The organism is Gimesia chilikensis, assembly GCF_008329715.1.
In the GTDB taxonomy this organism is placed as follows: Bacteria; Planctomycetota; Planctomycetia; order Planctomycetales; family Planctomycetaceae; genus Gimesia; species Gimesia chilikensis.
Genome location: NZ_VTSR01000001.1, coordinates 37958 through 51800 on the forward strand (window position 1 = coordinate 37958; position 13843 = coordinate 51800).

The 13843-nt window shown below is 55.6% G+C and carries 8 protein-coding genes; 1 reads left to right on the top strand and 7 read right to left on the bottom strand.

Annotated elements, in window-relative coordinates:
• Nucleotides 1-137 precede the first annotated feature (137 nt).
• The 5 genes from FYZ48_RS00115 to FYZ48_RS00135 all read right to left on the bottom strand — a co-directional run bounded on the left by FYZ48_RS00115 (nucleotide 138) and on the right by FYZ48_RS00135 (nucleotide 9025).
• The gene (locus FYZ48_RS00115) at nucleotides 138-1622 is read right to left on the bottom strand and encodes an HlyD family secretion protein (RefSeq protein ID WP_198422160.1); all 1485 of its coding nucleotides are present in this window, start codon (nucleotides 1620-1622) and stop codon (nucleotides 138-140) included.
• Entirely contained in the window at nucleotides 1612-3753 is a 2142-nt protein-coding gene (locus FYZ48_RS00120) for a peptidase domain-containing ABC transporter (protein ID WP_149336311.1), read from the bottom strand. Before FYZ48_RS00120 ends, FYZ48_RS00115 begins: the two co-directional genes overlap by 11 nt.
• 215 nt (nucleotides 3754-3968) lie before the next feature.
• Nucleotides 3969-4316, bottom strand: coding sequence for an HPF/RaiA family ribosome-associated protein (locus tag FYZ48_RS29850; RefSeq protein WP_149336313.1), 348 nt, complete (start codon nucleotides 4314-4316; stop codon nucleotides 3969-3971).
• Nucleotides 4317-4825: 509 nt separating this feature from the next.
• Nucleotides 4826-7378, bottom strand: a complete 2553-nt coding sequence (locus FYZ48_RS00130) for a DUF2309 domain-containing protein (RefSeq protein ID WP_149336315.1) — start codon at nucleotides 7376-7378, stop codon at nucleotides 4826-4828.
• Nucleotides 7379-7435: 57 nt separating this feature from the next.
• The gene (locus FYZ48_RS00135) at nucleotides 7436-9025 is read right to left on the bottom strand and encodes a proton-conducting transporter transmembrane domain-containing protein (protein WP_149336317.1); all 1590 of its coding nucleotides are present in this window, start codon (nucleotides 9023-9025) and stop codon (nucleotides 7436-7438) included.
• Between the two features lie 313 nt (nucleotides 9026-9338).
• On the opposite strand from FYZ48_RS00135, the gene FYZ48_RS00140 reads away from it, so the two are divergent.
• Nucleotides 9339-9734: a helix-turn-helix transcriptional regulator gene (locus tag FYZ48_RS00140; protein WP_149336319.1), complete on the top strand. Its 396-nt coding sequence runs from the start codon at nucleotides 9339-9341 to the stop codon at nucleotides 9732-9734.
• Nucleotides 9735-9773: 39 nt separating this feature from the next.
• Here the strand turns inward: FYZ48_RS00140 and FYZ48_RS00145 are convergent, their stop codons facing one another.
• Together FYZ48_RS00145 and FYZ48_RS00150 are read right to left on the bottom strand one after the other, a co-directional pair.
• Nucleotides 9774-11231 (bottom strand): DUF1501 domain-containing protein, encoded by a 1458-nt coding sequence (locus tag FYZ48_RS00145; RefSeq protein ID WP_149336321.1) that lies wholly within the window; start codon nucleotides 11229-11231, stop codon nucleotides 9774-9776.
• Between the two features lie 60 nt (nucleotides 11232-11291).
• Nucleotides 11292-13712: a DUF1549 domain-containing protein gene (locus FYZ48_RS00150; RefSeq protein ID WP_149336323.1), complete on the bottom strand. Its 2421-nt coding sequence runs from the start codon at nucleotides 13710-13712 to the stop codon at nucleotides 11292-11294.
• Nucleotides 13713-13843: the final 131 nt, after the last annotated feature.

A 13843-nucleotide genomic window follows, 5' to 3' on the forward strand; every position in this document is an offset into this window, starting at 1 on the left:
CGAACTGTTTAACAATTCGGCAGTGCCGGATCGGAGAATTGACCGTAACCTCAGGCCGTACGACGGTTATTACAGAAAAATTCTGCTTTACCGAAAGAGACAACCAAGGCAGAATACTCAGCGCAGACCACCCAGTTTCACTTGGGGAGTTTGGGCGGCTTGTTTTTACTGTCTTTCTGCCCCGATTCTTCCAGCGAAATCGATGGAGGAAAGCCGTTGAGCTTTCGCCAGACTTCGTACCAGAGTGGGACCTTGTTGAGCAGCACCCAGGCATTCGCCCGCACTCCCTGTCGGAGGAAGCGATCCTGGGGCCAGGGTTGATCATCCGGATCGGGACGGACCAGGATCCGGAATTTACCGCGACCATCGTCGATGGAGTCTACGGAAATGACTTCGCCTCCGAAGGTTCCGACGGCAACCGAGGGCCAGCCAGCGAACTGGATGGCGGGCCAGCCTTCAAACTGCAGACGCACATGTCTGCCGGGTTCGACCAGAGGTGCGTCATTTCCGTCAAGCCAGATCTGCACGGAACGGTCGGTGGTAAAGGGGACGATCGTACAGATGGGATCCCCCTGCTTCAGGATTGCGGTCCCCAGGTTGGGGGTAATCTGCACAATATAGCCGTCGAAAGGAGCCTTGATGACCTGGCTCTCCTGGCGTGAAACCTTAACCTGCATATCCAGCACGTCTTTTTCCGCTTTATTCAGTTCCTGACGTGACTTGGCAATATCGCTTTCCGCTTTGGAGACGTCGCCATTCGCCTTTTTCAGCATCGCCTTGGTTTTATCAATATCCGCCTGGGCTTTCTGAATTTTGGCGTTCCGCTCACTCTGTTTGCCCGCCAGTTCGTCTTTGGCGGCGGCGTAATAGAATTCAGCTCCTTTGACTTTACTCTGGGCCTCTTTAAGTTTCCGCTGGACTTCCTGCACTTTCTGGAGCGAAATATTATTCTCACCATACAGGGTTTCCATACGATCGTATTCAGCCTGCAGCTGTGGAATGGCGGCTTCCAGTTCCAGCAGTTTCTGCTGTTCGGCTTTGACCTTTTTATCCGCAACTTCGATGTAGGAATCCTGGGCGGCGATCGTTTCCCGTTTGACGGTTTCGTAAGCCTGCACCTGATCCTGATAGGAATGCACAATCGTTTTGGCCGCTTCGAGTGCCCGCTGACTGGCTTCCAGATGTTGTTCTGCGGCGGTGACCGCCTGGCGGGAATTCAGGAGCTGCATTTCGAGCCGGGCTGAGTACGATTCGTCCAGGTCACTGATCTCGGCAATCACCTGTCCCTTTTTGACCTTGGCATTTTCGTAAATCTCATCGCCCCAACGGGAAAGTTTCCCCTTGATGGTCGCCTGAATCACCTGCTGTCGCTGATCGGGAGAATAAGCGAGGACATTCCCCGTGCCGGTCACCGACTGCTGCCAGGGAGCGAACATCATCAACAGGATCGTCAGGATCAGCAGTAGAAACAGAATTTTCGCGATCCGCCGGGCCAGACGTGAAGAACGGACCAGGCGCAGGGAGGGCATGCTCGATTCGCTGTAGGCTACCGGCGTCAGCATCGAGAGCCGTTGCTCTTCCGCTTTTGAAGCGGGTACATCAAGGGATGGTTCAACTGACATCTGCAGATCCTCCCGAAAGCATTGCTTCCGAACCGCTCAGGGTGTGAGTGCTGTTCCCCAGCTCAATTAGATTTCGTCTGCCTGTTACCATGATCAGTGTCCAGAGACGGTCGGAGTCAACCAGCATGCGGGTCAGTTCGTCCGCCTCGTCATCGGGAAGTGCATCGAGCAGACCATCCACCAGCAGCAGTCGCGGCCGTCCGACAATAGCCCGGGCCAGCATCAGCTTGCGTGCCTGATTCTCGGTCAGTGGATAACCGGTGTCGACCAGTTGTGTCTGCAGACCGTGAGGCAGTTGCAGGACCTGTTCATACAGGCCCACCCATTCCAGGGCTTCGCGCACATCGCTGGTCGAGACGTAAGGGCGTTCCAGGTGAATGTTTTCTTCCAGGGAACCGTTGAAGATTTCGATATTCCGCACGAGCGCAACGTGTTTCCGCAGTGCATCGGGGCGCATGTCGCGGGGATCGACCTCGTTGATGGAGACGTGTCCCTTCGATACAGGCGCCAGTCCAAAAAGCAGATCCAGCAGACGGCTTTTGCCACTACCACTCGGCCCCGTCAGCATCAGTCGCGCACCGCTTTCTACGAACAGGTCAATGTGATGCTCACTGGAATGGCCGTGGAAATCGATAAAACCGACGCCGTTAATACTGACTTCAGCAGGGTCGCTCTGAGAAAATTGCAGCAGACCATCCTGGCGTTCCATGGGCAGGTCAAACAACATACCCAGTTTATCGACCGAAGCGAGCAGGTCGTAGTAACTCTGCAGGTGTTTTCCCATTTTGGCGAACGAGCCGACGATCACGGTTACAATCAGCTCAGCAGCCACCAGTTCCCCCAGTGTCAGCTGTCCGGCAATCACCAGCCAGCCCCCCAGCCCCAGCAGCGTGGTGCTTGCGGCCGCCTGCAATCCGAGGGCGAAAATGATCTGACGCATCACGATGCGGAAATGTTTTTTCCGGGCATTGAGATATTCATAAGTGTAATGGTCGGCCTGATCGAGGGCAAACTCGGCAGCCCCCCGGTAGCGGAACGCGGTCGGGCAGTTGACCAGGTCTTCCAGCCAGCTGGCGACGACATACTTGGCCTTTGACTCTTTGATACTTGTATTCACGGCACCACGACCGAGTACAAAAATGATAAACAGAATCAGTGCCAGCAGAACGATGTCAAAGCCCAAAAGCCAGGGATGATAAAAGGCCAGCACGGTCATACCGATCAGGGTATTCAGCACCAGCGAAATACCGTCGAGCATCAGCGCGGAGGACGCTTTCTGTACTGTGATCACATCGAAGAAGCGGTTGACCAGTTCCCGGGCCGACTGTCCCTCCATGGAAGAGGGGATGACCCGCGGCAGACGATAGGAAAGATCCGCAGACACGCGCGCAAAGATCCGGCGTTGAATAATTTCGACGACGTACGTCTGTAACCCCAACAGGGCCGCTGAAAAAGAGAGGAACGCCAGCAACATTAATGCGAGGACCACCACCGGTTGGAGGAGTCGTCCGAAGGCCACCGTATTCACCAGCGATTCCACGGCCAGCGGTGTCGCCAGTGCGAGCAGACCGGTAATCAGAGCAAACACGGTCACCGTCCAGATGTCGGACGCCTCGGGTTTCATTAACGTCAGCACACGATCCAGGGGAGGCAGATGATGCGTTTCGTGGGCACCATCGCCGCCGGCAGCCAGATCGGGCTTGATGACCAGGCAGCGGACCACCTGATCACGTTCAGAAAGTTCGAGCAGTCTTCTCAACCTGCGAGAACTGACCCATTGCTGTTTTTGCTCCTCATCGGGTTGCAGCAACTGAAACCGCTGACGCTTACTGCCCATGAGGGCCATCCAGCTGGGTTTATCACCCACGCGGGTGATCAGACGCCCCCCTTCCCGGGTGATATTGCGCACTTCACGGAAGGTACAGTCCATTAATTTGAACTTCAGCCCCAGGCTGCGGCTGGCTTCAATGAGCCAGCTCCACCAGTGTTCGTCGTGTTCTGATGATGTAGCGGCAGCGGATTCGATCAACGTACGTTGTATACGCGATCGATCAGCCGAGTGACCAGCCTCAATTGAGAGTTGTTCAAACAACCAGGCGGCCGCTTTGATATCGGAGCGATCCAGATTCATATCAGTCTCTGTAGAAGTAATCAGATTACCAGGCGGGTTAGAAAAGAATCAGCGTGCTGACCTTTTCTATGGTGGAAATCAAGTAGCACCATCAGCCCTTCAGGATCCTGCTACCCCTTGATTTCCTGATACTTACAGGAATCGCAAGATAGGTTCTTTTCCCAGATAATCATAGAGACATCGTCCCATTTTTAAAGGAATGTTTTAATTCAGATCTATTCCATCTCGTTATCCAGTGGGATGTTAAGTCTTTCACGTCTGAATTTCAGTGAACGCCCCAACGAGCGAGACAGAGCCCGGGCCGCTTTTTCCGCTACACGCGAAATACAGACAGTAAGGTCCTCACTTTTCTGATTGACGATTACCGATCCCTTCTCATGGACAATTCGCACTCGACAGGCTTTATCGATGCCTCCCCGGGGTCCATTCAAATCGCTGACACAAAGATCAATCGACCTGATCCGGTTCTGAAAGCGTGAAAGTGCATACTCTAACCTGCGTTTACACAATTGCTTCAATCGAAAGTTCAATAAACCATTTCGGTCTGTATATGATATCGTCATTACGGAACTCCTTCAGCTGAAAAAAACCGGGTTATTTCGTACACCAGCTTCAAACCTGTCCAAACGAACTGGACTCTCTGGCTCTAAACTCAGATTTCTCCACTCAATCGCGTCAGATAGCGAACGCGTACGCGGGAGACTGCTTTTTCGGCCCGCTTCACGATGGCCGTCAGTGCGCTAACGAATTCTTCGCCGCGATGGATCAACATAATCTCTCCCGATTCATGCCGAATCTGCACGCGAAATGTTTTCTGCCTGCGAGCCCGTGGGCTATGCGGGTTCTGAATCGTCACATCTCTGAATCGTCACATCAATGGAACACAGCATCGAATGATAGCGTGACAGCGCCTCGTAAAGCTGCTGCTCGCAGAACTCGTTTCCGGTATTTCCGTGGGCTGGGCTTTGTCGGTCAATGTCAGAGTCATCTTCAATTCTCCTTTTCAAGTCCTCGAGTTAGTATTAAAAAACAGTTGATGTCACAGCGAATTCTATACACACGGTGACTGGCTTTATTCAGCGCGATCAAGGTGCTTCCACTGATTGCCCGCGCGATATTGATAGAACTCTCCTGCTTCGCATGCGATCAGGTAGAGCCAGCTTCCCTGCAGAAGATTGGCGACCAGCGTGTGTCGAGCAATCACGTTTTCAATGGCCTGTCGCGATGCGTTAATCACGACCTGCAACCGTTGTGGCTGATGCTGGAGGTTGTGACCGTCATGCAGAGACTGCCAGGGGAGCCCGGTCATCAGATCGCCACCATTGCCGGAGAGAATCCCGAAACCACCTGTCACGTTGTGCACGGTTTTATTCCCGCTGCCGCAGTAGTGTTGATCGACGGTGGACGCGTAATATTGCATGTTGATCCAGTGGGCCACGATCATGGGAGCGGTCATGATATTCTCGAGCACAGTCCCTTCCGGATCCTGATCGGGATCATAATTGTGCAGAAAGGTACGCCCATCGAGGTCAACCGCACGAGTCAATTCCCGGGGCCCCACCACCAGGGCCGCGTTATTGGACAACCCCCATTCCGGTCTGACCTCAGACCAGTCGCCGGCCTTTTGTAAGAGTTCGCTGACAGAACTACTGTTGAGGGTCGTCAGTCGTTCCGCCCGAGTCATGTGTGTTGCCTGCAGTGTGAGTTGCTGCAGTGAACTCAACTGCTCTCGGTGTGAAGCGGAGAGCTGGTCCGGTTCGAAAAAGTTGATCTGGTCGGTAGTCGTGTTATGCACGCCTGCGATGAAGACCGTATCGTCGGGAATCTCGATCCCTTTTCGTTTAAGCCCCCGTCGCACTGCAGCCAGGTTCATGATCTCAGCAGCCACACGGGCATTAGGTGCCCCCGAATGACCACCACAGGCGCCACAGTCCAGGCCTGCCTTGAGTGGATTGTTCACGGTCTGACTTTCGTGACCGCAGAAGACCACCAGCCGGGCAAACCCTGAAGTGAGGCTCATGTTTTTCAGGATCGTCTCCGCCATTTCGATCAGTTTTTCGACGGTAATCCCCTGAGCATCCAGGCCGTTCAGACTCGGACGTGGCTCTGGTTTCCGCTGCTCTGTATACGTTGGTTTCGTCTCCACAGTAGCGTTGACTCTGGTTCCCCAGGCGCGCTTGCCCAGCAGCAGTCCATAAAACAGGCCCATGGTTTCCACGAAAGGGAAGCTCCCGACCGCCGACTGCTGGAACCGCTTCCACAGTTTGCGGAACGACCTGCTGATTCCCTGCTGTTCCAAAAGTTGTTCCTGTTGTCTCTGGGCCTGCGTCGGCAGTTCTTCAGAGACCTGGAACTGAGGCTGGAGCAGAACGGGAAGCTGGTTGTCTCCCTCCTGATCGCCCCAGCGGATATATTCCATGGGAATTCCGAAGAAACCGGCGAAGCCGAGTGTTTCAATCTCTGCCGACGTCTGCTCCAGCTGACGTCGCATCCGTTCGGATCGCACGTCGATACAGAATACCATTTGGGCCAGCTTTCGCTCGGTTGGCTGACTGCAGTTCGAAACTTTGTCCCGCAGGCTGTTGAGCAGTTTGTTGCGGTAAGCAATTTCAGAAGCCCGCAGCAGGATGTAGCGTTCGATGACCTGCTCTTCAGAATCGAAGGGAACCTTGAACCGGACAGGCGTGGCTCCGGCCAGTTTGCTCCAGTCGACTTCGAAGGATTTCGCCTCAGAGAGAGCTGCTTCGTAAACCAGTCGGATTGCCAGTAGTCCAGTGAGATCGCTGCTGACGAGTTCCTCGGAGGATCCCTGCTCGAACTGGTATTTCGCCCAGGCACTCCAGCCAGGAGTCTGACAGGCCTGACAGAGCAGATAGGTCTCCCAGAGTGCCCGAGGCACGTTCAGTTTTTCCAGCATCACTGCCAGCGTCGTTTCAGCTGAGTCCGGTAACATTTGTACCAGTAGACGGAAACCGCCGACTCCCAGAATCTCCATGCTGCGATCATGTTGTGCTGCGTTTCGCCACGCATCGAAGAGGGAGAGATGCTGCCAGGGACTTTTCCAGGCGGCCTCGCCCTGGTCGTAATGCTGGGCACAGAATTTAGAAAGTTCATCGCCGATAGTTTGCGTCCAGTCACCACCCGTCTGTGCATCCAGGATTTCTGAAAAGGCACGCATCTGTCGTTTGCGGGGTGCTCTGTCGGGCGTATCCTGCACTGCAGTCACTGACTCCAGTGCCCCCAGACAGGCTACCAACTTGGCGGCACTGGGAAGAGACTCGGCTACCAGGTTCTCAGCCTGCAGTTCTGCCAGGGCCGACTCAATATCACTGAGCTCAAACTGTCCGGCCCGGAACGCGGCGGCGTAGTGCTGCAGCGGCATCAGAGTTTCCGAGTCCGAAAAGATCCGCAGATATTTTCGGACATTGAGAAAGGAGCGGTCGGTGATTCCGTGGTAGGGATTGACGGCGACATAATCTTTTAACGGCCAGACCGGGGCGATGCACTGATGCACGCTCTGCAGGGCCTCCTGCAGCAGTTCCCGTTCGGGCAACTGCCGGGATGAAAGTCCTCGCCAGACTTCCAGCGGTTGTTTATTGATGACAGCAGACTGTACTTGTGACATGAGATTAACCTTACTGGGATATTTAAGATTGATTCAGAGCGACGAAGCCGGGCAGATTCACTGTTTCAAAAGGTGCCCCAGTCGCTGACGAAACCAGGCTTCGACGTAAAACCCGTTCAAGGCGTGGATGTAGAGGGCATTCATCCAGTCTGGTCTTCGCGACAATGTCAGCCGGTCATTCAGCAGCAGCAGGCTGGTAAATCCGAGGACCACCAGAACTGCAGGTCCCCCCATCATCAGCAGCGAGGCATCGGCCAATGACGTGACCGGAGTCGGCGTCACCAGGCGATCGATGGTGAGAAAGGCAAGACAGTAGAGCAGACAGACGCCTCCGGCGGCACAGGCGGTGCGGAGTACCAGCAGGTAATCGCCGGTCTGCCAGGCCTGTTTCAGCCAGCCCGTCAGCGCGAGACAGACAACCAATCCCAGCAGCATGCCCCCCGGCTTGGTGGCTGGATTGATTCCGAACAGCGCCAGCACTGCCAGAAATCCGAGGACAACGAAGCCTGTTGTCAGCAGGAGTTTGAAGAATGAGACAGGCACCGTCTGCTTCGGTTCCGGCCCCCTGCCGAGTGCCCGTTTCTGTTCGAGCACACTTCCACTGCTGAGGAAGGCATACGCTTTGTAGAAGGAGTGCGCCAGCAGATGCAGCATCGCTGCCGAGAAGGCTCCCAGTCCACACTGCAACATCATGAAGCCCATCTGGGCGACGGTGGAATAAGCGAGTCTCTTTTTGACACTGTTCTGAGCCAGCATCGAAGTGGCGGCGACACAGACTGTGAGAGTTCCGATCAGCACCAGGCAGGCCAACGCTGCGGGAACCAGCTGGACCAGTGGACTCGTGCGGATCAGCAGGTAGCCGCCCGCGTTCACAATGCCGGCGTGCATCAGGGCAGAGACCGGCGTCGGTGTCTCCAGGGTCTGAGGCAACCAGGAGTGAAAGGGGAACTGTGCCGTTTTGATCGCAGCCCCGATCACCAGCAGCCAGACGCCGCACATCAAAAACATGCTGATCGTTGAACCGGTGCCTGCCAGTTGCTCGAACAGAGGGGTAAAGTTCAGAGTCTGGCATTCCAGGTAGATCAGCGCCGTAGCGATCAGCAGACAGAGGTCACCAGTTCTGCTGACGATGAACTTATTCCAGGCAGCCCGTCTGGCCGCGGGTCGCTCACGGTAGAACAGGAGCAGATGATGCAGCCCCAGACTGGAGAGTGCCCAGGCGGCTATGAACAGCAGCAGATTCCCTGACAGAGCCATCAGGGAGACGGCTCCAATCGTCAGCGCGGTCCAGCGATAGTAGTTGCCGAGTTCGGGCTCACCATCCAGAAACCGGACTGAATAGCGACAGATGACCCAGCCCACAAACGAGACCAGGGCAAACATCAGGCTGGAGGTGCCATCCAGCAGCAGCCACTGCACTCTGGCATATTCGATGTGAAGCGGTTGCGTAAACGGCCCTGTTCCCCACCAGGCTCCCGCAACGTTCAGCAGTGTGAGTGTCAGTGCCAGCAGGGTCTGTAACCCCGCCAGGACTGTCACACAGTCGCGCAGCTGGAACTGAATCTGTCTGCACCAGCGGCCTGGTATCAGCCCGGTTACCATCAATAAACCTGCGGAAACGATCAAAGTCTCTGCCAACAGATACACAATGCTCTCCCTTTTGATTTGCGAACTAAATTTTGCGCTTATTTATTCGCGTATTTTTATACACGAATTTTATTTCGTCAATAGTACTTCGCCATTAAGAGCGGATTTTTATGAGCAAAACTGATCAGAAATCGCACTTTCGGCCAAATTAATCGACCATCAAACGATCTGGCATTCACGAATAGCATTTCGTATCATCAGTCGCTATAATAAGATATGGTCCTTTCCAGTCCCCTTTCTCCGGGAACAGTCACGCAATAAAAAAGTTCTGGCATCTTGATTTAAATGCCAGAACTGAGACGGAGTTTGAATCATGGGTAAAGCGTCTAGTAAACGTCAGTCACGTAAAACGGAAACTCCGAAGGAGACGGGGAAAGCAGCAGCGGATTCTGCAGTCGACTCCGCCTCATCCCGAAAGACGGGCTCTGAATCGGGACATCGCTGGACGTTCCTGACGAACCACGCGCATGTACTGATCGTTCTGCACCGGAATCCCACGATTGTGCTGCGAGAGGTGGCGCTCGAAGTGGGAATTACCGAGCGTGCAGTACAGCGGATTATCCAGGACCTGGAAGAAGAGGGGTTTCTGCAGCGTGAGAAAATCGGGCGTCAGAACCATTACCAGGTACTCACGGATCAGGCGTTACGACACCCGATCGAAAAACACAAATCGATCGGGGACCTGCTGAACCTGGTGGCGCTGGACTAGGCGCTGACAGTACTGTCTTTAGCTGGAACAGGCTCTGGTTTACGCAAAGAGTTCCTGTACCGCCTGGCCTTTGGCGTCTTTGGTGACATAGAACGGACGGCCTTCGATGTCGAAGCCGGTTTTGGGGCTGATGCCCATGGCTGTCATAATGGTGGCGTGCAGATCTTCGATGGAGACCGGATTTTCAATCGCCATCAAAGGGCGCTCGTCTGCTGTTTTGCCATAGACAAAGCCGCGTTTCATTCCTCCGCCAAACATCACAACGCTGGTGCCTCCAGTGAAATGACGATGCAGACCGAAGTGCTTCATCTCGGAGATTTCATCGACCTTCTCGCGGGCCTGGTCCCGGGCATTGGAGCCGGGCTGACCTTCGATCAGTGCATCGCGGCTGAATTCTGAAGCGATAATCACCAGGGTCCGGTCGAGCAGTCCCCGTGCTTCGAGATCGAGAATGAGTTGCGTGATCGGCGGGTCGATCTCCTTATGCATGCGGTCCATCGTGGTATGCCCGTCGGCGTGTGTGTCCCAGTGGAGGAAGGGAACGTACTCGGTGGTGACTTCGACAAACCGGGCTCCCGATTCCACCAGACGTCGGGCCAGCAGACAGCCGCGACCGAAGCGACTGTCGCCGTACTTCCGGCGGACGTCTTCCTTTTCCAGCGTGATGTCGAACGCTTCCCGTTCTTTGGAACTGAGCAGGCGATACGCCTTGTCCATCGACCGCAGCATCGATTCCTGATGATAGTCGCTCATCAGTTCCCGCTGCGGACTCTGATCGATGAGCTTCCGATAGAGTTTATTACGGTTGACGAACCGTTGCCCCGTCATTCCCTGCGGCGGGCGTACCGACTTGGCGGCTTCCTCGGGATAAGGCAGGTTGAGCGGCCCGAACTCGCTGCCAAAAAATCCGGCCGTGGTGAAGGCTTTGAGCTCTTCGCTCTCCCCGACGCCTTCGAGTCGCTGGCCAACATTGATGAAAGCCGGCATCACAGGATTACGGGGGCCGATCACCCGGGCCATCCAGGCGCCTAAATGCGGAGCGGCGACGGTCTGTGGAGGAACATAACCGGTGTGCCAGTGATACTGATGTCGCGAGTGCAGAATGCTGCCCAGGTCGGGCTGTACGGCCGAGCGGATCAGCGTCGCACGGTCCATGACCGAAGCAATGCCTTCCAGTCCCTCACAGATCTCAAGTCCATCGACGGCGGTGGGGATCGCCGGGAAGGTGCTCAGCATATCGGCGACTTTGAGCCCTTTTTTGAAAGGCAGATAGCGTTTGGGATCGAAGGTATCCGGAGCTGCCATCCCGCCTCCCATCCAGAGCAGAATGCAACTGTCCGCGGTGGCCTGGGGTTGTTTGACCGGTTCTGCTTCATTCGCGGTGAGCAGACGCGGCGTGCCTGACATCAGCGCCGCGGCGCCAGCGGCACTCAGATGTTTGAGGAAATCGCGGCGGACAATCTGTTCGGGTGCGGTGGGATCGATTTCAAATGTCATCGGTCGTTCTCACTGTGAGAGGAGCATTAAAGACTCGTAATACAGGTATTATAACAGTCGTCAACGGATCAGGAAAAACTCGGGCAGCATGCAGACCGACCAGAGCAGGTCCTCGACCTGCGCCGGCTGGGGTTGGTCGCCCAGGATCTGCGTAATGATTTCGGTCTCGGCGGTCGTCGGTTTGCGGGAAAGCGCGAACTGGTACAGATGCTCGGTCAGCCGCTGGGGATCGCCGTCAGCCTGTGCGATCAGTCGCTGTGCCCCCTGGGCAAACGCCTGGGCCAGGGTCGCTTCGTTGGAAAGATCGATGGCTTCCAGCGTCGTCAGCTGGCCGGGTCGCATCGAGACAATCTGCTCCCGCATCGGCCGTCCCAGTGATTTCATCAACGCGGTATTTTTGAGTAACGAAGCCCGAACCATCGGTTGTTTGCCTTCCGCGGCGACTGCCAGCAGGCTGCGAGCCTGCGAGTCGACGGCGTTCGTCCAGCTGCCGACCGGCTTGACGATGGTGACGGGAGCCCACTTTCCGGAAATGCCTCCCAGGCGACCTTCCTTCGTCGCGGGTGCGTTGGGATTCCACTCCCACGAGGCGTCGGAAGAGATTTCGCGCTGTTCCCCGTTCTCAAGTTCCAGTCGTGCATCGAAGAAGAAGCCTGCCGGATTGGGAGTGCCTCCCCCGTTATGTACGATGGCCGTGATTTCATTCTTGCCCGGTTTCAACAACGTGTGCAGGGGGAGAGTGCGGACCTGGGCCCAGTTGTCACCGCGGTCGACTTCCCTGCGATTGATAAACAGGATGTGCGAATTATCGCAGGTCAGAACCGCGCCTCCCCGCTTGACCGCAGCGGGCAGCTCGATGATTTTGCGGACCACAATTGTCTCATCCGCGGGGGGCACCTGCTTCGCGGAATCGCCCCAGATCCATTTGGCTTTGAGGTCAAAATCCTGCTTCTGATCCGGTTCAATCCGCGTGCGGAAAATGGGGGCATCGAACTTGGCCGGAGCGGTACCCGTGATCTGCCAGACGCCATCCAGAAACTGTTCTGCCGTCAGTCGACGCGAACGGGGACCGCGATAGAGGTAATCGGAGTCTTCTCCGCCTTCGACAATTTCCACCTGCGACTGGTATGCCTCGGAGGTCGCGATCAGTTCCAGGACTTTTTTGATGTCGTACTTATTGTCGCTCAGGTAAACGGCCAGATAATCCAGCAGATCTTCGTTCCAGGGTTTGGTCTGCATGGCATCAAGCGGATGCACGATCCCCCTGCCCTGCAGACGATGCCAGAGTCGGTTCGCAATCGTGCGGGTAAACCGCCCGTTGTCCGGATGGGTCATCAACTGGGCCAGCTGCTGCAGACGTGCTGAGCGGGAAGCGCCTGCATCGATCGTACCCAGTTCCGGAAAGAGCCAGCTGGCTTTCGCCGTCTTGCCGATCGGTTTGTCACAGCGATGAATTTCCAGAGCACGTTCCGAGTAAATGGCTGCCAGTCCGTACGATTCTTCCAGCGTCCAGCGATCGATGAAACTGTCGTGACAGGAGGCACACTTGAGGTTAATCCCCAGAAAGGCCTGTCCCAGGCTCTGGGCGAACTGAATCTCGACAGTCTGTCCGGCTGAGACATTGCCCCGCCACTTGATGCCATCAATGAACCCGCGGCTGGCATCGGTAGGTGGCGCGATCAGTTCGCGCGTCAGCTGGTCGAAGGGTTTGTTGTAGAGCAGCGATTCATACAACCAGGCGGAAACCTGTTTGCGGCCCCCGGTGATGAAACCGGTTCCGCTGTAATCGTTGCGAAGCAGATCATTGAAGAACGACAGCCAGTGATCGGCGTAGGCGGTGTCATCGGCGAGCAGTTCCTGAATTTTGCGTGTCCGCTTATCGGAGGATGGATCTTCCAGAAACGCATTTAACTCTTCCGGCGTAGGGAGCAGGCCCGTCAGGTCGAGACAAACGCGTCTCAGAAAGGTCGCATCGTCAATCGGTCCGGGCCGGGGCAACTGGTGTTCGGCCAGATAGTGATCGATCAGGCGATCGATGGGATGCGTGCGGTTACCGACGGCGGCAGGGAGCTCGGGACGCCGCGGTTTGAGTGGAGGCTCATATGCCTGTTTCCCGAATGTAAAACCGGCTTCCCAGGGCAGATCTTCACTGATCCACTGTTTGAGCGTCGCGACTTCTTTCGCCGACAGACGCGGCTTCCCTTTGGGAGGCATCTGCATTTCCGGATCCTGAGAGGTGACCAGTTCCAGCAGATACGAAGCGGCGGGGTCCTTCATATCGACAAAGCCGGACTCCACCCAGAGCGACCGGGTATTCAGTGAAAACGAGCCCTTCGCTTCGCGGCCCCCATGACAGGCAACGCAATGCTGTTTCAGAATCGGTACCACATCATGTGCGAAATCGATGGGCTTTGCCTGAACGGCGGACGCCATCGTGATCTGGAACACGACAATCAGGGGAAGAACAAAACGTAATTTCATCGGGCGAGCCTGCTGCAGGTGGGAAATTCGTCTATGAATCAAAACTTGATTATATCATAGACCGGGGGGCGCCCGCAAATTGGATTCAGGTTTCCGCTCAACAGAGGAACAGGCATTTTCAGCTCTATTCC